General features: G+C 35.9%; 22 protein-coding genes. 19 read left to right on the top strand and 3 right to left on the bottom strand.

Going from position 1 to position 22,952, the window contains the following annotated elements; all coding sequences use genetic code 11:
* Positions 1 to 279: 279 nt before the first annotated feature.
* The 3 genes from ABYK33_RS03155 to ABYK33_RS03145 all read right to left on the bottom strand — a co-directional run bounded on the left by ABYK33_RS03155 (position 280) and on the right by ABYK33_RS03145 (position 1,112).
* Entirely contained in the window at positions 280 to 498 is a 219-nt protein-coding gene (locus ABYK33_RS03155) for a YMGG-like glycine zipper-containing protein (protein WP_373031483.1), read from the bottom strand.
* A gap of 151 nt (positions 499 to 649) precedes the next feature.
* Positions 650 to 871 (bottom strand): hypothetical protein, encoded by a 222-nt coding sequence (locus ABYK33_RS03150; RefSeq protein ID WP_373031482.1) that lies wholly within the window; start codon positions 869 to 871, stop codon positions 650 to 652.
* 91 nt (positions 872 to 962) lie between these two features.
* Positions 963 to 1,112, bottom strand: coding sequence for a lmo0937 family membrane protein (locus tag ABYK33_RS03145; protein ID WP_373031481.1), 150 nt, complete (start codon positions 1,110 to 1,112; stop codon positions 963 to 965).
* A gap of 763 nt (positions 1,113 to 1,875) precedes the next feature.
* Between ABYK33_RS03145 and ABYK33_RS03140 the strand changes: the two genes are divergently transcribed.
* From ABYK33_RS03140 to ABYK33_RS03050, 19 genes are all read left to right on the top strand, one after another.
* On the top strand, positions 1,876 to 2,643 hold the full coding sequence (locus ABYK33_RS03140) for a fumarate reductase cytochrome b subunit (RefSeq protein WP_373031480.1): 768 nt from the start codon (positions 1,876 to 1,878) through the stop codon (positions 2,641 to 2,643).
* Positions 2,643 to 4,625 (top strand): fumarate reductase flavoprotein subunit, encoded by a 1,983-nt coding sequence (locus ABYK33_RS03135; RefSeq protein ID WP_373031479.1) that lies wholly within the window; start codon positions 2,643 to 2,645, stop codon positions 4,623 to 4,625. The genes ABYK33_RS03140 and ABYK33_RS03135 overlap by 1 nt, the downstream gene beginning before the upstream one ends.
* A gap of 2 nt (positions 4,626 to 4,627) precedes the next feature.
* Positions 4,628 to 5,356: a fumarate reductase iron-sulfur subunit gene (locus ABYK33_RS03130; protein WP_373031478.1), complete on the top strand. Its 729-nt coding sequence runs from the start codon at positions 4,628 to 4,630 to the stop codon at positions 5,354 to 5,356.
* Positions 5,357 to 5,362: 6 nt separating this feature from the next.
* On the top strand, positions 5,363 to 7,624 hold the full coding sequence (locus tag ABYK33_RS03125; RefSeq protein ID WP_373031476.1) for a dynamin family protein: 2,262 nt from the start codon (positions 5,363 to 5,365) through the stop codon (positions 7,622 to 7,624).
* Complete coding sequence (locus tag ABYK33_RS03120; protein WP_373031475.1) at positions 7,621 to 9,618, top strand: dynamin family protein; 1,998 nt, start codon at positions 7,621 to 7,623, stop codon at positions 9,616 to 9,618. The genes ABYK33_RS03125 and ABYK33_RS03120 overlap by 4 nt, the downstream gene beginning before the upstream one ends.
* A 9-nt stretch (positions 9,619 to 9,627) precedes the next feature.
* Positions 9,628 to 11,274: an acetolactate synthase large subunit gene (locus ABYK33_RS03115; protein ID WP_373031474.1), complete on the top strand. Its 1,647-nt coding sequence runs from the start codon at positions 9,628 to 9,630 to the stop codon at positions 11,272 to 11,274.
* 15 nt (positions 11,275 to 11,289) lie between these two features.
* Positions 11,290 to 12,681, top strand: a complete 1,392-nt coding sequence (locus ABYK33_RS03110; protein WP_373031473.1) for an aldehyde dehydrogenase family protein — start codon at positions 11,290 to 11,292, stop codon at positions 12,679 to 12,681.
* 191 nt (positions 12,682 to 12,872) lie between these two features.
* On the top strand, positions 12,873 to 13,454 hold the full coding sequence (locus tag ABYK33_RS03105; protein ID WP_373031472.1) for an adenylate kinase: 582 nt from the start codon (positions 12,873 to 12,875) through the stop codon (positions 13,452 to 13,454).
* A 310-nt stretch (positions 13,455 to 13,764) separates the two neighbouring features.
* Positions 13,765 to 14,235: a hypothetical protein gene (locus ABYK33_RS03100; protein ID WP_373031471.1), complete on the top strand. Its 471-nt coding sequence runs from the start codon at positions 13,765 to 13,767 to the stop codon at positions 14,233 to 14,235.
* On the top strand, positions 14,232 to 14,579 hold the full coding sequence (locus ABYK33_RS03095) for a hypothetical protein (RefSeq protein ID WP_373031470.1): 348 nt from the start codon (positions 14,232 to 14,234) through the stop codon (positions 14,577 to 14,579). Before ABYK33_RS03100 ends, ABYK33_RS03095 begins: the two co-directional genes overlap by 4 nt.
* A 41-nt stretch (positions 14,580 to 14,620) precedes the next feature.
* Positions 14,621 to 15,025 carry an acyl-CoA thioesterase gene (locus ABYK33_RS03090; RefSeq protein ID WP_373031469.1) on the top strand — a complete coding sequence of 135 codons (405 nt, stop codon included), beginning with the start codon at positions 14,621 to 14,623 and terminating at the stop codon, positions 15,023 to 15,025.
* Between the two features lie 87 nt (positions 15,026 to 15,112).
* Positions 15,113 to 15,364: a hypothetical protein gene (locus ABYK33_RS03085; protein WP_373031468.1), complete on the top strand. Its 252-nt coding sequence runs from the start codon at positions 15,113 to 15,115 to the stop codon at positions 15,362 to 15,364.
* On the top strand, positions 15,354 to 16,646 hold the full coding sequence (locus ABYK33_RS03080) for a citrate synthase (RefSeq protein ID WP_373031467.1): 1,293 nt from the start codon (positions 15,354 to 15,356) through the stop codon (positions 16,644 to 16,646). The genes ABYK33_RS03085 and ABYK33_RS03080 overlap by 11 nt, the downstream gene beginning before the upstream one ends.
* A gap of 5 nt (positions 16,647 to 16,651) precedes the next feature.
* Positions 16,652 to 18,010: an FAD-dependent oxidoreductase gene (locus tag ABYK33_RS03075; protein ID WP_373031466.1), complete on the top strand. Its 1,359-nt coding sequence runs from the start codon at positions 16,652 to 16,654 to the stop codon at positions 18,008 to 18,010.
* Entirely contained in the window at positions 18,003 to 19,133 is a 1,131-nt protein-coding gene (locus ABYK33_RS03070) for a hypothetical protein (protein ID WP_373031465.1), read from the top strand. Before ABYK33_RS03075 ends, ABYK33_RS03070 begins: the two co-directional genes overlap by 8 nt.
* A 289-nt stretch (positions 19,134 to 19,422) precedes the next feature.
* Entirely contained in the window at positions 19,423 to 20,535 is a 1,113-nt protein-coding gene (locus ABYK33_RS03065) for a peptidase M42 (protein ID WP_373031464.1), read from the top strand.
* Between the two features lie 18 nt (positions 20,536 to 20,553).
* Positions 20,554 to 20,967 carry an ATP-dependent zinc protease gene (locus ABYK33_RS03060; RefSeq protein WP_373031463.1) on the top strand — a complete coding sequence of 138 codons (414 nt, stop codon included), beginning with the start codon at positions 20,554 to 20,556 and terminating at the stop codon, positions 20,965 to 20,967.
* Positions 20,968 to 21,894 carry a 30S ribosomal protein S6--L-glutamate ligase gene (gene rimK, locus ABYK33_RS03055; protein ID WP_373031462.1) on the top strand — a complete coding sequence of 309 codons (927 nt, stop codon included), beginning with the start codon at positions 20,968 to 20,970 and terminating at the stop codon, positions 21,892 to 21,894.
* Complete coding sequence (locus ABYK33_RS03050; protein WP_373031461.1) at positions 21,848 to 22,936, top strand: succinylglutamate desuccinylase/aspartoacylase family protein; 1,089 nt, start codon at positions 21,848 to 21,850, stop codon at positions 22,934 to 22,936. The genes rimK and ABYK33_RS03050 overlap by 47 nt, the downstream gene beginning before the upstream one ends.
* The last annotated feature ends 16 nt before the right edge of the window (positions 22,937 to 22,952 follow it).

Here is a 22,952-nt window from a genome sequence, read left to right as displayed (position 1 = left end):
GATTAGGTATGAACAGTAAAAAGCATAAGATAGAAAAAAATAGATAGAGAAAGAAAGTAAGAACACCATAAAAACAAGAGATAAAAAGAATATGTCATATAGAGGAACCAGAATCCTGGATGAAGAGAGTATAAACTAAACTGTACTGCTCTATCCCACAATAAAAAAGATTTGATTTAAAAATTTAAGTAGATTGTATTGTAGAGTAATTCTATTATGCGTTAGATCGGAGAACTTGGATTAGAATCTAGTTCTCCTGATTGTTAAAAGGGTGTTTATCTATTTTGTGTCTTCGTAATATCCAACACCAGCACCTATAGCAGTACCGATTGCTGCACTTTTGAGCACATTACCTCCACTTACAGCACCAACCACTGCTCCAGTACCGGCTCCGATCAGAGCACCTTTTTCTGTTTTTGGGCCAATCTGAGCACATCCTGACATCAATCCTGCAACTGAAACAGCAACTAACATCTTTTTAACGTTTATATTTTTCATCATTATTCTCCTATTAGTTTAGATTAACTCATTATATCATTAATTTTTATTAATTATCAAATCTTGAGTAAGTTATTTAGTCAGTCTTTAATTTCATTTTTGCTAACTATCAAATGAACGTCTAATCTACCTACTTACTAAAATACTCTATTTAGTTTCGTCTATTTCCAAAAAGCAAGATCAATCCACCTAATACTATGGCACCAGCGCCAGCCCAAACTGGAATATTTACCGTTTGTTTTTCTTCTATTGTCATCTCGATTGGTCCCACCTTGATAGCCTCTGTATCCTTAGTGTAACTAAAACTGCTGTATGCTAAACCTAGTGCACCAGCTATGATTAGTATGATCCCCAACATTTTGATTGTATTCATTTTATATCCTTTTAATTTGGATTCCGTACAAGCTGAGTATGAACTGGGTAACTGAAAACAGAAACTATACTCGGTACAGAAGTTTTTCTTTTTAAAATATGCGACGACCTTTAATAACACGAATTAAAATCACCACAATTGCGATGATCAGAAGGATATGAATAAATCCACCCATAGTATATGAACTGACGAGCCCTACAAGCCAGAGGACAATTAATATAATTGCAATAGTTTCAAGCATTTTATTTTCCTTTTATTATTTTAAATAATATTATAACATAAGATACACCATTACGTGTGGAAAGTTTTCTCTTTCATATATAAATGCTAATGAGGCTTAGGTTTGGCCACTTTTCAAAACATTCAATACATTTGTTGCATAACAACCTTTAGGCAATGTGAAGCTCATAACTGTGTAATTTTGTTAAATTACGTAACAAAGCTTTTGAGACAATAAACAATTCAACAGTGGGCTATCTACTCAAAACAAGCAATGCATAAATCCATGCTTTCCATAATTCATCATTCTACAAAAACCAAAACCTTATAATCTAACATATTTTATAACCTTATTCGCTGTAGTGACGTTTGCAGACTACAGCTCTGTACACTTCAATAGAAAACCTTATAAAATTCTATATAGGAGGTTTTATAATGAAGACTATAAAAGAAAGTAATGGGAACTTGTAGCTTATTTTATTGAGCTTAGTATATTTTATTGGAAATGATACAACACCTGAAAAAAGCTATACAAGTACTTCATAAGACAAATAATTACAGGATATTTTGAAATTCTATTGCATTTTTCTTTATTTGGATAATTTCTTTTTAAATGTAATACATTAAAACACTATGTAGACGCGATGTTGACAGATAAAAAATTGTAAATAAATCTTAGAGATTAAAATTACTGAATATTTACATGAATTGCGATTATTGTACGATTTTTTAGGTGTAATATTCATATAATATATAGTATAAAAAATTAATGAATGAGGATGATTATGAATACTACAAATGACATCAACACAGGTAGAAAAAAAAGTCGTATACCTGCAAAGTTGGATTACTTCCAAAGTGCTTCAGGACTGATATTGGGTCTTTTTATGTGGGGACATATGCTTATGGTCTCTTCAATATTGATAAGTAAAGACTTTATGTATGCAGTGACCAAGTTTTTTGAAGGAAGCTTTTTATTTGAGGGAGGAGCACCTATCCTGGTTTCAGGTTTGGCTCTTTTTATTTTTATTGTATTTATAGGGCATGCTATGTTAGGTATGCGTAAGTTGCCTGCCAATTACAAGCAATATAAGATCATCAAAGAAACATCAAACAATCTAAACCATGAAGATACAAAACTTTGGTTTATTCAGGCCTTTACCGGTTTTTCTATGTTTTTCTTAGGGTCTATTCACATTTTCATTATTATGACGAATGCTGATAATATTGGGCCTTATGCAAGTGCTGATAGAATTTGGTCAGATTGGATGTGGCCGCTGTTTATTTTACTTTTACTGGCTGTTGAGTTTCATGGTACTATCGGCCTTTACAGACTTTGTGTAAAGTGGGGATGGTTTGATGGAGAAAATCCAAAAGAGAATAGAAAGAAATTAAAGAAAATTAAAAAGATCTTGACATGGTTCTTTTTAATTTTAGGCTTCACCACACTGTTTGCTTATATGAAAATAGGGTATGAACATGCCGATAAAGCAGGTGAGCGTTATGTGCCAAGTGCAGCAGTATATCAAATAGATAAAGTGGAGGTGGCATAATGAAAGTACATTATTGTGATGCTTTGGTTATTGGTGGAGGTTTGGCAGGGTTACGTGCCAGTGTGGCAGCACAGACAAAAGGCTTAAATACTATAGTGCTTTCTTTGGTACCGGTAAAACGTTCTCACAGTGCAGCAGCACAAGGTGGAATGCAAGCTTCTTTAGGAAACTCAAAGATGTCTGACGGTGACAATGAAGATCTACATTTTGCCGACACGGTTAAAGGAAGTGACTGGGGGTGTGATCAGAAAGTAGCACGAATGTTTGTGCATACTGCTCCTAAAGCAATTAGAGAATTGGCTGCCTGGGGTGTGCCTTGGTCACGTGTTCAAGAAGGTGCAAGAACAGCTATTATCAATGCGAAACAAACGACTATCGTTGAAGAAAAAGATCGTCATGGACTGATCATGTCACGGGACTTTGGTGGTACTAAAAAATGGAGAACATGCTATACAGCTGATGCAACAGGGCATACGATGCTCTTTTCTGTTGCGAATGAAGCATTAAAACATGATGTGGACGTTCGAGATAGAAAAGAGGCGATCTCTCTTATTCATGAAAACAATCGTTGTTATGGAGCAGTGGTCAGAGATCTGATCACAGGGGAGCTTGAAGCATATGTTTCAAAAGGAACCTGTATCGCTACGGGCGGCTATGGAAGACTCTATAAGTCTACCACCAATGCTGTGATCTGTGAAGGGATCGGAGCAGCTTTGGCATTAGAGACAGGTGTGGCAACTCTAGGAAACATGGAAGCTGTACAGTTTCATCCTACACCTATTGTTCCTTCTGGGATACTTCTAACAGAAGGGTGCCGTGGAGATGGCGGTATTTTACGTGATATAGATGGTCACCGTTTTATGCCGGATTATGAACCAGAGAAAAAAGAGTTGGCATCTAGGGATGTTGTTTCACGTAGAATGATGGAGCACATTAGAAACGGCAAAGGTGTACCTTCTCCTTATGGTGACCACTTATGGTTGGATATTTCCATTTTGGGACGTGAGCATATTGAGAAAAACCTTCGTGATGTGCAAGAGATCAGTGAAGTCTTTAACGGGATCGACCCTGCGGATGAGGGAGAAAAAGGTTGGATGCCAGTGCGTCCGATGCAACACTACTCTATGGGCGGGATCAGAACGAACGCAACAGGTGAATCACAAAATATGGCAGGCTTATTTGCCTGTGGAGAAGCTTCGTGTTGGGATTTGCATGGTTTTAACCGTTTGGGTGGAAACTCTGTTTCTGAAACGGTTGTTGCAGGGATGATCATAGGTAACTATTTTGCTGATTTCTGTTTGGAAAATGATGTTGAGATCTCAACCGCGACGATTAGAAAAAGTATTGAAGAACAACAGACTTATCTTGAAAACTTAGTCAAAGAGCAGGGTTCAGAAAACATCTTTAAGATCAAAGAGCGTATGCAGGAGATCATGGATGATAAAGTGGGTATTTTTAGAGATGGAGTGAATCTGGCAGATGCAGTAGAAGAGTTAAAAGAACTTCTTCAAAAGAGTCAAAATGTGAAAATAGCTTCCACTAAAATGCATGGTAATCCTGAACTCGAAGAGGCATATCGCGTTCCTAAAATGTTAAAGTTGGCACTTTGTGTGGCCAAAGGGGCTAGAGAGAGAACTGAGTCAAGAGGGGCACACTACCGTGAAGATTATCTTAAAAGAGATGATGAAAACTGGTTAAACCGTACACTCACGTTATGGAATGATCCTGAAGACTTAGAACCAACTATCAGCTATGAAGAGATAGATATAAAGACTATGGAGATGCCACCTGCCTTTAGAGGATATGGAGCAAAAGGTATGACCATTGAGCATGAAGATGCTGCTCAACGTCAAGAAGAAGTTGATCATTTAACTAAAAAAATGCAAGAAGAAGGTAAAGACAGACATGAGATCCAAACGGCACTTATGGACTTTGATCTACCGATGAACTATAAAGAGAAAAATGAAAGAGCAGGTGATTGATTATGAGTAAAACAAATAGAGAAATAACAGTATCCATATTTAAATATGACCCTCAGGATAAAGAGAATGAAGCAAAGTTTGTAGACTATAAACTGGAAGAAACTCCGGGGATGACACTCTTTATTGCACTCAACAATATACGTGCAAACCAGGATGCAGATCTTTCTTATGATTTTGTTTGTCGTGCAGGTATCTGTGGCTCTTGCGGTATGGTTGTTAATGGAAAACCTGTACTTGCCTGTAGAACACTTACAAGTAGTTATCCAGACGGAAAGATCACTTTACTTCCTATGCCGGCATTTGAGCTCATTAAAGATCTATCTGTCAATACCGGTAAATGGATGGATGAGATGTCAAAACGTGTAGAGTCATGGATAGTCACCAATAAAGAGACTGATATCTCAAAAATGGAAGAGAAGGTTGAACCTAAAGTTGCAGAAGAAGTTTTTGAACTTGATAGATGTATTGAGTGTGGTCTCTGTGTTGCTTCATGCGCTACAAAACTGATGCGTCCTAACTTTGTGGGTGCCGTAGGCCTAAACAGGGTGGCACGATTTCAAATGGATCCCCATGATCAACGAACTGATGAAGATTTCTATGAGCTTGTCGGTGATGATGATGGTGTGTTTGGATGTATGTCTCTACTCGGTTGTGAGGACCACTGTCCGAAACACCTGCCTTTACAAAATAAAATTGCCTATTTAAGACGAAAGCTAGTTTCGGTCAAGTAAGCCATTATGATAGAAGTCTCTAAAAACTATTTCCTACTTTATCATGGTAGGAACAGTCAAGATATTACTTTTGCAAAATTCAGAGAGTTAAACCAAGATGAGTATAGTATATACTCTCTTGTTCTCTCAATTAGTAAAAACTATATTGCAAAAATGATTGATATGGAAAGTTTTCAAGACCTTTTAGGGAAGATGGATCATCCTCCTGTTGCAAGTATTTTAGAACTCTATCCTTTGCAAAATAGCATTTTAGCACTTCTTGCAAGCGAGAACTCCAGCTATGATTATAGACGTATTCTTGAAGATATAGAATATTTGCATAATGAGGAGATTGTTAATCTTGTTAATTATCAAAAACTTCTTTCTCTATTTCATAAAGCAAAAGAGCCACATAAAACATTAGAAACCAAAATAGAAGAGAACTCTTTTTTGGAAAGTAAAGAGTTGTTTCAAGAAACGATCAAAGAACTTTCTGAGTTATTCCTGTCTGATAATGATAAAGAGTCGTTGAAAAAGATCGAAGATTATCTCTTATTTCAACGATTTTCTGTAGGGATAACAGGGGTTATGAATGCAGGTAAGTCAACCCTCATAAATGCGCTACTTGGTAAAGAGATTTTAGGTAACTCCATGGTACCAGAGACGGCAAACCTTACAATTATCAAAGAGGGGCAAGCCTCAGCGAATGTTACTTATTGGAATACAAAAGAGTGGGAAGAGATCATAGCTACAAAAGCGAATAGGATTGAGAATGACTCTTTGGTTGAGAGGTATATTCGCAAAGAGTCCTATCGGCAAAGTATCAGTATCGAACAGATGCGTGAGTTTACTTCCGCGACAGCTTCTACAGATGCACATTATAAACTTGTTAAATCAGTTAAACTCTATCAAAAGTCTCCTTTGTTATCTGAAGGAGTGGAGATAGTTGACACTCCTGGTCTGGATGATCCCGTTACGCTTAGAGAAGAGATAAGTAAAGAGTACTTAAGTGAATGTGATGCGATGATCCATTTGATGAATGTAAATCAAAGTGCAACACAAAAAGATGTAGAATTTATTATTGATGCTCTTTTGTATCAAAAAATATCTCATCTTCTTGTAGTCATAAGTCATGCTGATACTGTGAGTAAAACAGAGATGCAAGAGGTTATCGCTTATACGAAATCTTCTCTCTCAACACAGCTCGAAGCTTTAGGGAAATCTTCACATCTTTCATTTGTGCTTCAAAACATACATTTTCTTCCTGTCTCAGCAAAAGATGCATTAGAGTATCGACTTCAAGAAGAAGTAAAAAAAGAGCAACTTGAAACAACAGGTATACTAGAGATCGAACAGCATCTTCATGAATTGCTTTATGGCAAAGAGGCATTAAAAGCAAAATTGATCCTGCATAAATCCAAAGAAAAGCTACGCTACTTTATAGAAGAACAACAAGTAAAAGACAGCTATCAGCTCACTTTACTTTCTAAAAACAGGGATGAATTGGAAGAGAGTCTGGCAACGCATCGAAAAAAGAGTCAGCATGCGATGAAAGAATTACAAAATGATATCAAGCATCTACATCAGACAACATGTGATTATGTTGAACGTTTAGAGATTTTTTTAGATGAAGAGTTCGTAGATTTAAGAGTTCTTTTAGCACAACGTCTTTTTTCAGATGTACAATATACGTATCAAAAATCTAAAAATAAACCTGATGAAAATCGGACAAAAATTATTATTGAGACAACACTCAAAGATGGTATTTTAGAGATTACAAGAGATTATGGACATAAGTTAAATAAACGTTATGAAAAACTTATAGAAAGTTGTCAAAAACGGTTTGAAATTTTAAAGAATAGCCATTTGAACTTTTTTAAAGCAGAGTTTGAAGCACAGTTTAGTGAACCTTTTCATAAAGGTTTTTTAACTTTTTCAACACAGGCACTTACGCAGAGTATACTTCAACTCATTTCGCAAAACAACCCTAAAGAGTTTGCTGTGTTGCACATCAATTTAAATGAGATGATAGCGGAGAAAATGGACTCTATTGTAGAGCAGATCAAAGATAAAGCCCATGATAAATCTTTACAACGCATCGAGGCATTCTTTCAACTTTTTTATACTCACATTGAACATATTGAGACAGAAGAGAAAAATGAGGAGAAGATGCTTGAAGAAAATATAGAACAATTTGAGCATAGAGAAGATCACCTCCAAGAAAGTATCTCTTCTCTGCTCTCTCGTAAAGAGCAATTAAGCCTTATTTTACAAAGGCTGGAAGTATGAAAGCTTTAGAACCCTTTATCAGTGAATTTAAACAGTATCAGAAAGAAAAACAACATTTTGAATTAGGTTTTTTAGGTGATGTTAAACGTGTTGCTTCTGCTTTGTTGGATGAGAACTTTCTCCCCTCTGAACAATTAAAAAAAGTCTTGAACAAGCAGATACGACGTGTTGAATATCCCATTGAGATAGCTATTGTAGGGCAGTTCTCATCAGGAAAATCAACTTTTCTTAATGCATTGCTTTCAAAAGATATTTTGCCCACCGGCATTACTCCTGTCACTTCAAAGGTTACCTATATCAATTATGGAGAACGTTATGAGATGAAAGTAACCTATTTGTCGGGTAAAGAAGTTTTTATACCCATTAATGAGATGGATAGTTATTTAGATCAAAGAAAAAGTATGATCAAAGATATAAAATATCTAACATTATATGCCCCGCTTGATCTACTTAAGACCATCTCTTTAGTTGATACACCAGGGTTAAATTCTCAGTCCCAACGTGACACACAAACGACTCATAAGGTTCTACAGGATGTGGGAGGCATTATTTGGCTTTCACTTATTGATAATGCAGGAAAACACTCTGAAGCTATCTCATTGGAACAGTATATGAAAGCTTTTAAAGAGAAGACTATCTGTTTACTCAATCAAAAAGATAAATATACCCCTGAGCAAATAGCTCAAACCAAAGCGTATGTTGCGGAGAAATTTGACCACTATTTTGTACAGGTAACGCCTATATCGGCAAAGCTGGCTTTAGAAGGAAGAGCAAATCGTAAAGAGAGACTTTTAGAAAAAGAGAAACGGCATTTTTTAAATGTATTGCATCAATTTACTCAGTATAACGATGAGGACAAAGACAGTTATCTGGCTTTTTTTGAAGCACATCAAGAAAAGGTCTTGGAGATCAACAGTAAAAACTATAGTTTAGAAGATGAAAAACTTGAAGCCTCTAACATTAATGAAGTGATTGATTTTATTCAAAGAGATATTCTCCCCTCTGCAAAAGAGAAGAAAAAAGTTGCTATCGCAAAAACGTTACATGAGATGATTGATTTACTGATTGAACAGTATGAATTGATCATAGAAGTTTACAATCAACTTCTTCTTATTTTAATAAAATCAGAAGAAGAATCTCATACAGCATTTAAGAACTTAGCAGACACAAGTAACTCACATCTCTCAAATATTGAAGAAGATTATAGTGAGATCATAGAGGACCTTTCTTATATGGTTTATAGTCATATTGAGAAAAAAGAGCAATATCTATATAGTGAGAAGGAAGGTTTCATACATAAAGGACTTTATGCAAAAAAAAGTTATTTACATCCGACGATAGAGAAAGAAAAGTTAGATAGAGAACTCTTTTCTAAAGAAAGTCTACTTAAGCATAAACTTCTTGTTCATGTAGATGATATGAAATTGATACAGGCACAAATAGAAAATGGTATTGATATGCTTTTTGAAAAACTTTATTCTTCCATAAAAAAATGGCAGATGAGTTATATGTTGATCAAAAAAAAGCGTGAAATTGCTTCTGGTATGGAATTTTCACATTTGCGACTTTTTGCTGCGCAGATCGATGAAAATATACTTAAACAGTATAAGGAGGAACTTTATAAAACTAAAAGTAGCATATCCTTACAATTTGAAAGATACAACACTAAAATCGAATATGAACTGCTTGAGGCATTTACAAAAACACTTAATATTTTAGAGAAAAAGATAGAAGAATCTGTGCTTTTACATCACACAGAACCGACAAAATTTCCTATCTATACCCCTAAAAAAGATGAAATATCAATGCTTGTCAAGGAAGTATTTGAAGCATGTCATGATGCGTCACTAAAACATGATATACAGATAAATTTATACCACTTAAAGGATGCCCATCAACAAACCAACAAAGAGAATATGGAGTATATAGGAAAAAGAGAGAACGTGATTCGAGACAAAATAAGTGCCTTAAGGGCTATTGCACAAATTATATAAAGGACGAGCATGAAAGCTTCAGATTTATTGGTAAAAGTATTGGAAAATGAAGGTGTGGAGTATATCTTTGGTATTCCTGGAGAAGAAAATTTAGATTTTTTAGAGTCATTAAGAAAGTCAAAAATAAAATTGATTTTAACACGTCATGAACAAGCTGCTGGATTTATGGCAGCAACTTATGGAAGGTTGACCGGTAAAGTGGGTGTCTGTATTTCGACATTAGGGCCAGGAGCGACTAATTTTGCTACTGCAGCAGCCTATGCACAATTGGGAGCTATGCCAATGTTGATGATCACAGGGCAAAAACCTATTAAAAAATCAAAACAGGGACGGTTCCAAATTGTAGATATTGTACATATGATGAGACCTATGACCAAATATGCAAAGCAGATAGTCAATGGTAACAATATCCCGGCTATGGTAAGAGATGCCTTTAAAATAGCGACAACAGAACGTCCGGGTGCTGTGCACCTTGAACTTCCTGAAGATATTGCCGCTGAGGAAGTAGAAGAGAATATTTATCCTGTGAAAACTGTACGCTATCCAATGGCGGGTAAACAGTGTGTAAATGAAGCTGTGAAGATGATTGAGAAAGCCAAATCTCCTTTATTATTGATCGGTGCAGGTGCAAACAGAAACCGTATTGGTACTGTGCTTACGGATTTTGTCAATGAAACAGGTATTCCTTTTTTCTCAACACAAATGGGGAAGGGTGTGGTTGATGAGAATCATAAACTTTGTCTCTCTACAGCAGCACTTTCTATAGATGATTTTATCCATGATGCTATTGATAAGGCAGATTTGATCATTAATGTTGGGCATGATGTGATTGAAAAACCACCATTTTTCATGCACAATGATCCGGATGCCACAAAAGTAATTCATATTAACTTCTTACCTTCGAGCGTGGATGATACCTATTTCCCACAATTGGATGTGATAGGTGATATTGCGACAAATATGTCTATGATCACATCAGCTATTTCCAAACAAGAACATTGGGACTTTGATGTCGATATGCAGGTGATCAGTGCGGTGAAAGACAAACTTGCTAAATATTTTGGAGATACCCGTTTCCCTATATTGCCACAAAGAGCGGTTAGAAGCATTCGAAAAACTTTGGATGATTCTGATATTCTTACACTTGACAATGGTGTCTATAAAATATGGTTTGCACGAAATTATCGTTGTGCCGAATCCAACACACTTTTACTTGATAATGCGTTAGCCACTATGGGTGCAGGACTTCCTTCTGCTATGGCTGCAAAAATGGTACACCCGGACAGAAAGGTCGTTACCGTATGTGGTGATGGTGGTTTTATGATGAACTCTCAAGAGATAGAGACAGCCATAAGGTTAGGACTTGATATTACAGTGATCATATTAAATGACAATTCTTACGGAATGATCAAGTGGAAACAGAAAGGAATGGGTTTTGAGAATTATGGACTTGACTTGGAGAACCCTGATTTTGTAAAATATGCTGAAGCATATGGTGCAAATGGGTATAGACCTGATTCCTGTGAAGATTTTGAAGAGATCTTGGAACATTGTGTGAATACAAAAGGTGTTCATCTGATAGATCTTGCAGTTGATTATTCGTTAAATCATGCTATATTAAATGAACTAATACACGATAGAGTAAAAATAAAATAATATTAAGGACTGAAAATGAAAACAATAGAAGTAACTTCCCCTTTTGATGGAAAAGTAGTAGGAAATGTACCATTTAGCTCATATGAAGAAGTAGAAGATGCGATCTCTCTTGCACATCGTACTTTTGCTGACCATAAAAATCATCTGCCTAAATACAAACGTGTAGAGATCTTAGAAAAAACTATGGAGATCATGTCTTCACAAATCGAAGAACTGACGATCCTTTGTGCAAGTGAGGGTGGAAAACCTTATGTAGACTCTAAAGTAGAGATACAACGTGCCATTAATGGTATAAAGATCGCCATTGAAGAGTTGGGTAAATATGAGGGGAAAGAGGTAGCTATGGGGCATACACTCTCTTCTGCAAATCGTATGGCGTATACATTTAAAGAACCTATTGGTGTATGTGCAGCTATTTCTGCATTTAATCACCCTTTTAATCTTGCAGTTCATCAAGTTGTACCGGCACTGGCTGTAGGATGCCCGGTAGTAATTAAACCTGCGACTCAAACACCTATGAGTGCAGTTAAACTTGTAGAAATACTAAAAGAGGCTGGACTTCCTGATGGTTGGGCTCAAGCTGTAGTTTGTGATAGAAAAGGTGGAGAGCTTTTAGCAACTTCTCCTAAAGTAAATTTCTTAACATTCATCGGTTCAGGTTCTGTGGGTTGGTATTTGAATTCAAAAGTAGCTGATGGGACACGTGTTGCCTTAGAGCACGGTGGCGTAGCTCCTGTTATTATTGAGCCGGATGCTGATATTGATGATTTGATTCCTGCTATTGGTAAAGGTGGTTTCTATCATGCCGGTCAAGTTTGTGTATCCGTACAACGTGTATATGTACATGAAAGTATTATTGATGAAGTCTCTACGAGATTAGCTGAATATGCTTCCAATTTAGTAGTAGGTGACCAACTAGATCCAAATACAGATGTTGGACCACTTATTAATCATAATGAAGTGAACAGAATAGAAGAGTGGGTAAATGAAGCTGTAGATTCTGGAGCAAAAGTTCTTACAGGAGGTAAACGTATCTCTGACTCATGCTTTGAAGCAACAGTTTTGCTTAATCCTAGCGATGATGTTCAGGTCTCTACCCATGAAGTGTTTGGACCAGTGGTTTGTATTTATAGTTATAATGATATTGAAGAGGCATTTAACCGTGCAAACGCTTTAGAAGTGTCATTCCAGGCAGCTATCTTTACAAAAAATATTGATACTGCACTTAAAGGGGTAAAACGACTCAATGGCACAGCTGTTATGGTTAATGATCATACAGCCTTCAGGGTTGACTGGATGCCATTTGGCGGTGCAAAAGCTTCAGGACTTGGTTTAGGCGGAATTGGTCATTCTATGGAAGAGATGAGCAATGAAAAATTGATGGTGATCAAATCCCCATCACTATAAAAAAGATCGTCATCTTGGATTTAAAGTGAATGGATATATAGGTGAAAAGAGCTATTGTAGTTCTTTATACTGTAGGCGTACACTCACTTATGAGTACAGGTTTTAAAAAAGGAACTATAAACAGCATAAAATAAAATTTTATTTTATGCTGCCCTATGTTACAATTTACAAAGATAAATAAAGGAATAAAAATGCCAAAGAAGCTCATTTTACTCATAGGTAGCCCTGGATGTGGAAAAACAACTGATGCAAGATTGATCTCTGAAAAACATAAGAATGAAATTACAAACTACTCTACGGGTTCGCTTATTAAAGAAGAGATAGAACGAGGAACAGCAATTGGTAGGATCTCCAAAAGTTTTTTTGATAAAGGTGATCTGGTTCCGACACAAATCGTACTTGATATTATTGTTAATGCTATTGCAAATGCTCCGACTGAAATTGTACTTCTCTCTGGATTTCCTGGAAAACAAAAGCAGTTAGCTTATTTTGGTGATTATCTTTTTACACACGATAAAATTGAACTTATTTCTGTTATAGAACTTCAAGTAAATGAGGATTTGGCAAGAGAACGTTTTTTATCGACAGGTAGAAGTGAAGAGATCTTTACCCATGAGATGGATGCTTACAAAGAGTCAATTGATGAAATTGAACAATACTACAACAAAGAGCATCTTTTAAAAATAATCAATGCAGAAGATGATATAGAGGTTGTTGTGAACAATATTGATGCACATCTTTTGACTCAAATTGAAGAACTTAAAAATCGATAATAATTCTTAGTTTTTATCCAGAAGTGGGGAGAGTTTCTTCTCTCTGTTTCTCTAGATCATCACACTGCATAATACCTATAAATACAAAATTAAGCTTCATGTTTTAACCTCCTTCACTCTTAAAATATAATAAATAAATATTCATAGTTTTTTATTATAAATATATTTTTATCCTGCGAATATTTTGCGAATATCATCTGATAATATATTATAAATATCATATAGATACTATATAAAGTTGAAATGATGGTAGTTGTATGAAAACGTAAACATACAATCTATATAAAATAAAAAAAGAGAGGTTGATTTGATGAAAAAACTATTTTTAATCACAGGACTTGAAGGTACAGGACGCACAAAAAATGCACGCTATTTATGTGATAGGCATTCGGAGTGTTTAAGTTATTATGATACAGAGGGGAAATCGATCGATACCATTTTTAAGGAAGTAGGGGAATTCAAGACAAAAGGTGTATTACTTGATGGTTTTCCTCAGACAACCGAAGATATGTATGCTATGGATGTAAAGTTAAAAGAAGATGAAGATATAGAATTGGCTTTGGTTCTTAAACTGGAAGCCAAGGATGACATAAGAGAAGAACGACTGGATCATACTTTAGTAAAAGAGAAAGAGGATATTGATAAAATGAATTTACTAGAGATCCAATCATTCTATAAAGAAAAGGGCCTTTTAAAGGTGCAAAACAGTGAGGACTATTTATCAAATATATGTGCAGTCACTGAACTGATCGTTCGTCCAAGATTAGGAGGTTTTGAATGACACTTATTGAACTATTTTCAGAGTATATACGAAATCAAAAAAGCTTGGTAGACTATGTAGAAGAGCGTAAGAAAATGACAACCAGAGGAGAATTCAATAATGAAACGCTTCTTTTGGCTGCTGAAAAATTAGAACGTCTAAAAGAAGAAAATCCTGCTGTCTATCAAGAGATGCATGATTTATTGGAAGAATATTATAATAAAGATGAAGGTCATTTTGTAGAGTATCCTATCAATTTTACACGACAAATTCTTAAACTTTATGAATGTGAACGTGCTACTCCTGAACGTGTTTTGGAATGCTACAGAAAAGGATTAGACCACCCTTGTAATGATGCTTTTTGAGAAAAGAAAGTAGAAAATATAATAGCAAGAAAGAGGATAATATGAAAGTAATATCATTAAGAGGACGGGTATTCCCAACAGATCTAAACCATGCAGGTACAGTCTTTGGTGGTTGGCTTATGGGAAAAATGGATAAAGCAGCTTCTATTGCTATAGAAGACATACTTATCTCGCCTGCTGTGACTGTGGCAGTCAGTGATATGAATTTTATACGCCCTGTTTACAGTGGTGCGATCTTTACTATATATACAGAAATAATAGCTATTGGAAATACTTCAGTTAAAGTGGATGTTGATGTACAGATAAAATGTAGAGAAACACATGAAGAATATTCAGTTACCAATGCCATATTTACTTTTGTCATTATTGATGAAAATAAAAAACCTCGCAATGTAAGAGAAGTAATACGTGATGATATTGATGACTATATTAGAGAAAAACTATAAAATATTTTGCATAGTATAGAGTGCGATTTTTTCACGATTTTACTTTGATAGTCTTAATTAACTAAAACTAATACACAGGTAAAAATTATGCAATTAAAGTGCTATCCCTCTCAAGAAGGTTTATATTATCCGGAATTTGAACATGATGCTTGTGGAGTAGGATTTGTTGCACACATAAAAGGTAAAGATTCTCATGCAATTGTTTCCAAAAGTTTAGAACTTTTAGCCACATTTGAGTCAAAACTCTTTCTTATTCGTAAATATGCACAATCTTGCGTAACCGCTTCAAAACTACCTGGAACAGAGTATAATAATAAAAGGATGAACAATGTCAAATAAAAATAAAGCGACCATCATACTAGAGATAGATGGAGAGAAAAAAGAATATACTTATGATATTTTGAAGGCGAACAAAGGACCATATGTTGTGGATATTCGATCTTTTTATAAAGATTCGGGACTATTTACTTATGATGTAGGTTTAACTTCTACAGCTTCATGTACTTCTGAGATCACATTTATCGATGGAGAAAAAGGAGAGCTGACTTATAGAGGGATTGACATTGAAACCTTAGCAACTAAACATAATTATCTCGAAGTATGTTATCTTTTACTGCATAAAAACTTACCTACAGAAGAGGAGTTGGTAGAGTTCGACTTAGAACTTCGTCATCGCTCTTTTTTAAATGACGATCTATCAGATCTTTTTAATGCTTTCCCTCATAATGCACATCCTATGTCTTCACTTTCTGCAGCTGTTACTGCATTGGCATCGTTTCACTTTGAACATCTTGATCTTAGTCATCAAGATGAGTATAATGAAATGGTGTATCGTATATTGGCAAAAATGCCTACTATCGCTGCCATGGCATATCGAAACTACATCGGCTATCCTTGTGTTCAGCCTGATGTTAATCTAAGTTTTACCGAAAACTTTTTATTTATGATGCGTGCCTATCCTCATAGTCGCATGAAAGTGACTAAAGAAGGACCCGAGCAGATCACAGATGTTGAGATACGTGCTTTAGACAGTATCTTTACACTTCATGCTGATCATGAACAGAATGCTTCTACTACAGTGGTAAGAGGTGTAGCGTCAACAGGAGCACATCCTTATGTAGCTATCTCTTCAGGTATTAATGCGTTATGGGGAAGGGCACATGGTGGTGCCAATGAATCAGTCATTGCACAACTGGAGATGATAGGTTCTGTAGAAAATGTTGATGCATTTATCGCTAAAGCCAAAGATCCTAATGATTCATTTAAACTTATGGGGTTTGGGCATAGAGTTTATAAAAACTTTGATCCACGTGCTAGAGTTTTAAAAGGGTTACAGGATCAACTGAAAGAGGAGTTGAAGTTAGATTCTCGTTTGATGCAAATTGCTTCTAAAATTGAAGAAATAGCTTTAGCTGATGAGTATTTTGTGAAACGTAATCTCTATCCAAACATAGATTTTTATTCAGGAGTGATTTTAACTGCGCTTAGAATTCCAAAAGAAATGTTTACTGCCATCTTTGTGATTGGAAGAACAGTTGGATGGATCACTCAATGGGTTGAATCAAAAGAAGACAAACAATCAAAAATAGTTAGACCTAGACAACTTTATAAAGGGATGTAAATAAAATGAATGAAAATGATACTTATGAAGTAATTATTGTTGGAGGTGGTATTTCCGGGGCAGCTCTCTTTTATGAGTTGAGTCAATATACCGATTTAACAAAAATTGCACTGTTAGAAAAATATGAAGAGGTTGCGACACTCAATTCCAATGCTACAGCCAACTCTCAAACGATACACTGTGGGGACATTGAGACTAACTATACGTTAGACAAAGCTAAAAAAGTAAAACGAACAGCCAAAATGGTAGAGAAGTACTGTTTACAATATGGCTATGAAGATCAAATGATGTTCAAGCATCAAAAAATGGCCATTGGTATAGGTTATAGTGAATGTCGTTTTATCAAAAACCGTTATGAAGAGTTTAAATCACTTTACCCTTATCTTGAACTTTACGACAAAGCAACTCTAGAAGAGATCGAACCAAATTTGATTGTTGATGCCAACGGAAAAGGGCGTGATGAAGAGATTGTCGGTATGGGAGCTAAAAATCAATACACTACAGTGAACTTTAAAGCAGTAAGTGATACTTTTATAGAAAATGCCAAAAATAGTACAGAGATCCAAACGGATATTTTTTTCAATTCTCAAGTAGATAAGATTGAAAAAATAGATGACATTTTTCATCTTTATACTACAGATAAAAAGGTATACAAGTCAAAAATGGTTGTTGTAGATGCAGGAGCACACAGCCTATTTTTAGCACATAAAATGGGATATGGTCTTGGCTACGGGCAACTTCCAATGGCAGGAAGTTTTTATAAGTCAGATAGGGCTATGCTCAATGGTAAAGTTTATATGGTGCAAAACCCTAAACTTCCTTTTGCTGCTTTGCATGGTGATCCTGATGTTACTTTAGACGGTGCTACACGATTTGGTCCTACTGCGTTAGTCTTGCCTAAGCTTGAGCGTTTTAAACCAGGTACGTATATAGATTTTTTTAAGACTTTAAAGTTAGATATTAATGTTGTAAAAATATTTTATGACCTTTTGAAAGATAGCGATATACGTAGCTATATTTTGCGAAACTTTCTTTTTGAAGTGCCTTACTTTGGTAAGCGTGCCTTTTTAAAAGATGCTAGAAAGATCATACCCTCACTAAAAGTGGAAGATATAGAGTACGCTAAAGGTTTTGGTGGTGTACGTGGGCAGATCTTGGACAAAGAAAATCAAAAGTTGATGTTGGGAGAAGCCACTATCAATACGGGAGAGGGAATTATTTTCAATATGACTCCTTCTCCCGGTGCTACTTCATGCTTGGGAAATGCCCAAAGAGATGTAGAACTGATATGTGAGTATTTGGGTAAAATATTTGATATAGATGCTTTTAATAAAGATTTAGTGGAGGAAAATGACAATGAATAAAATGCTTTTTATAACAGACCAAGAACAGTACAGCTCAAATGGAACCATTTCTACCTTGTTTGATAAATACATAAAAGAATATTGGGAAATTGATATTGTTTTTATTACCAGCTATAAACATACGTATCAAAGAATTGGAAACCATTTAATCATTCCTAAAAAATATCAGAACAAGATCATTGAATATCTTAGTACAGGTAATGATCTAACACAGTATGATTTTATCCTTGTACGTAATAAAAAGGAAGTGCTTGAAAATGTACTCAAACACAAAGAAGAGTACAACTATAAAGTAGGGTATAGAATATCATATCCTAAACAACATCATGCTTTAGAGCTAAGTCAGTCACTGACACCTAAGGGAATTTATAACTGGTTAAAGTACAATATGAAAATTAAAAAAAGAGATAAGTTAGCCAATGAGTGCGATCTTTTTTTACCTCCTTCTGCTGAAGCTCAACAGCATTTTTTCCCAAAAATTAAGGCTAAAAGTTTTCCAATGTTTATTGGACTTGATCCTGAAAAGCTACGAGAGAACACGCCGACTGAGGGTGACATAGTACATTTTATCAATGTTGGAACTATGGATCCGTTAAGAGAATTTGATGTCGTTCTCGATGCTTTTGAGAGGGTGAATTTTACAAATTGGCACTTAGATATAGTGGTTTCACATAAAGGTTACATTCGTACTCTTCTAGCACTTTACCCAAAGTTTAAAGATAAGATCACGTTACATGAAGGTATACATACACTAGAGAACTTAAGAGATATTATTAGTCAGAATGATGTGGGTATTGCACTCTTGCCATCAAATATTTTTCATAATACTGTCATTGCCAACAAGGTAATTCACTATTCTAGTTGTGGTTTACCTTCACTCATGGTAGATAATGAAAAAAATCACTCTGTTTTTGATGAAGATGAAGCATATTTCAGTAGTTTTGATGTTGACAGTGTTTCCGATAATCTTAATAAAATTATGACTATTCCTAAAGAAGAACTAGCTATTAGAGGAAAAAGAAGCCAAGAAAAATTACTTAAAATGGGAAGAAGCTATAAAGAATTAGCTAAAGACTTGGCCAAAGTAATGGATGATATAGTCGCTGATGACACATCGTTGTAATTATAGTGAAGTGATATGAACAAATTTAGTATTACTTAATAGTGCACAACAATCAAAGGTACCAGTAATGGTACTTTTGAACTCAAAATACCAATTGTCAGTTCCAAAAATAATTCTAAAATCCAATAAAATACACTACAAGCCATATTGATAAAAGATATGATAAGAAGCATCTCCTAAATATAAGTATTTTCAACTCAATAAAAATCTTAATATAAGTAGCTTATTTTATGATAAACTAAAGATATAATATTAGTGCTAAATATTTACAGAAGAAAGTAGTACGAAAATGTTTAAGGAAATTTTTTTAAAACACATTAGCGAAACGGTTGGGGACTCAACAGAGATGAGTCGTTTTCTTGATATTCTCAAGCAGCTTATCCGTACACCCTCAGTGGTTGGAGCGGAGCATTCTTTTTTTCTTTCTTTGAAAAGAGAACTTGAAGAGATAGGTATCCAAACTACACTACATGAAGGTGTTTTGGTTGCTGAAGGAAATGATCCAGATAGTGGAATGATCTCTGCGCATATAGATCGTCACGGTTTGATATGTACGGGTCCAAATGAGTTTCAGTATGCTGCCTTTACGGCACAGAACAGAGGGGACCTTACGGGAGATTCTGTAGCGGAAAAAACGTATAGAGACATTATAGAACGTTTTATCCATCAGCGTGTTCAGGCCTATAACCCTTGGTCTGGCTCTTATATTGGTTTGGGGAAGATCGACAATGCCTATTTCTGTGAACGCAGAGGAAACCTGCTTTTCAATGTGGAAGGCTTGGAGCATTTATACGCAGGAACTCCTGTAGCATTTGTAGATACTTTGAGTTATGAAGAGGGTCATCTATCCGCACAATTAGACAATGTGCTAAGTGCTGCTATCATTCTTTTTTTATATGAAAGAGGATATCAGGGAAGAGCTTTCTTTACTGCAGAAGAAGAAGCGGGGAAAAGCTGGCGTTTTCTTTTAGAATGGTTTAGGGGAAGGGATATTTGTACGGATGAACTTTTGGTACTCGATACAAGTCCATATCCAGATAGAGAAAGTGCTGATGTGCAGCACATCGTACTACGAAATAGAGATGCAAATGCGAAGTTTACATCACCTTTAAGTCAAAAGATCACAGATATTTGTGATGATCTGTCGATTAAATACGGGTATAAAGATCAATATATAGAAGCACTGAATGAGGAGCGTGTAGCCCAAAACAATGCACCTTTTTCTTTGGGGAGTACTGAGATGGGCCGTTTGGTGAATGCAAGTGAAGGAACTATCCAAGGAACAACCTTTCAATTGCCTACTACAGGATACCATACTACAAGTGAAACAGTCTCTATGGCTGCGGTAATAGATGCGATAAAGGTACTTGAAACACTTTATTTAGAAGAAAGAAGAGTATAATAAATAAGAAGGAAAAAGATGGAAGTAATCGGATATATTGAATCAGTAGACTTACCGGAGATTGAACTATTTGGTTTAGATGCCAAGATTGATACTGGAGCAGATTCCTGCTCAATACATTGTGATGATATCGAGGTTGAAGGTGAAACAGTTACTTTTTTACTGCACGATGAAGTGCATGAGGCTTATCATGGAAAAAAGATTACATTGCCTATATTCAAAATTAAAAGAGTCAAAAGTTCAAATGGCAAAAGTGAAGAGAGAATTTTTATAAAATCCTCAATTAAGTTGGGCTGCAAAAGCTATGAAGCAGAAATATCGTTGACCAATCGTGAGAATATGAAATATCCTATGCTGATAGGAAGACGTTTTCTTGCACATCATTATCTGATAGATGTATCCCACAAATATATAACAAAAAAGGAAAAATAGATGACTGTTTATATACTTTCAAGAAATCCAAGTCTTTACTCAACACAAAGATTGGTAGAAGCAGGTGAGGCTAAAGGCTGGAATATTCGTGTGATTGATTATTTAATGTGCAGTATCGAGATCATGAAGGGTGAGTTGGCAGTTATTTATGACGGAGAACTCCTTCCTGTTCCTGATGCTATTATTCCTCGTATTGGAGCAAGTCGTACTTTTTTCGGTACGGCAATGGTACGTCACTTTGAGATCATGGGTGCCTACAGTGTAGCAGGGAATCTTGCGATTGCAAGATCAAGAGATAAGCTCAGAAGCCTTCAAGTACTTTCAAGACAAGATGTAGATATGCCCAAAACCGTTTTTGCATCGAACAAGGCAAACGCTAAAGATGTCATCAAGCTTATTGGAGGGACACCGTTGGTACTTAAAATTCTTGAAGGAACCCAAGGGGTTGGTGTTGTATTGGCTGAGACACAAAAAGCCGCACAGTCCGTTTTGGATGCTTTTTATGGCATGGATGTAAACCTTTTGGTACAAGAGTTCATTAAAGAAGCAGGTGGGGCAGACATACGGGCGTTTGTTGTCAATGGCGAAGTGGTTGGAGCAATGAGAAGACAAGGTGCAGAAGGGGACTTCCGTTCCAATCTTCATCAGGGAGGAAGTGCAGCCGCTTATAAACTCAATAGAAAAGAAAAGTCCACTGCATTGGCTGCAGCTAAAGCGATGGGTCTAGGTGTGTGCGGTGTAGATATGATTCCTTCTGATCGTGGTCCATTGGTTATGGAAGTTAATTCTTCACCTGGACTTGAAGGGATAGAAAAGGCTACGGGTATTGACATAGCAGGCAAGATCATGAATTATATTGAGTCCAGTATTTCACCTTTGGATGATAATAGAAAACGTCGTCGCAGAAAAGACAATATTGGAGCATAAAGTGGATGATAAGTCTTTTGTTCTGGGGGGAGTAGAGATATTAAGAGGTACAAAGAGACAGGTGGAGATAGACTTGCCAGGTTTCTATGGCACTCCAACATCTTTGACAGTGCATGTGATTCGCGGTAAGAGAGCGGGTCCCATTGTTTTCATTTCTGCTGCGATTCATGGAGATGAATTAAATGGTATTGAAATTATCCGACGCTTAAGACAGATTCATTTACTCGATAAACTTAAAGGAACACTTATTTTGGTTCCGGTAGTTAATATTTATGGAACGATAAATCTGACGCGTTATCTGCCAGACAGACGTGATCTTAATCGAAACTTTCCAGGATCATCCAAAGGCTCACTCGCTTCACGTGTGGCAAAAACTTTTTTTGATGAGATCGTTTCAAAATGTGACCTTGGTATTGATTTGCATACGGCGAGTATACACAAAGATAATCTTCCGCAGGTGAGAACCAATATAGAAAATGAGTATACCTTGAGGCTTGCACTTGCATTTGAAGCACCAGTAGTATTACACTCTACACTCCGTGATGGATCACTACGTGCCGTGGCACAGGACCAAGGTATCCCTATTTTACTTTATGAAGCAGGAGAGGCATTGAGACTGGATGAAAAATCCATAAAGATCGGAGTCAAAGGGATCATTAATGTACTTAGAGCCAATGAAATGCTTCCTAAGGTTACTAGAAAAGGTCATCGAACCAAGAAACCTTCTTTATCTAAAGAGAGTACATGGATCCGTGCTCAGGAGAGTGGTATGATACAAACACTTAAGAATTTGGGGGATATTGTTGAAAAAGGTGATCCAATCGCAAGGATCGAACAAATGTTTGAAGATGAAGGGGTTGAGATCATCGCTCCCTTTAATGGTATAATCATTGGAAAGACACAGATCCCGCTTATTCATGAAGGGGATGCAATTTTCCATATAGCAGCTTTAGATGATCTTGAAAGAGCAGAAGAACGTATGGAGCCATTTCATCATGAAAGTCTGATGGAAATACCACTTGAAGATGAAACAAAAATATAAAAAATGATAGAGATTT

Origin of the sequence: Sulfurovum sp. (assembly GCF_041562805.1) — a bacterium.
Classification (GTDB): Bacteria; Campylobacterota; Campylobacteria; order Campylobacterales; family Sulfurovaceae; genus Sulfurovum.
The sequence above is the reverse complement of the archived record's forward strand: the minus strand, read 5'-3'. Positions and strand labels throughout refer to the sequence as shown.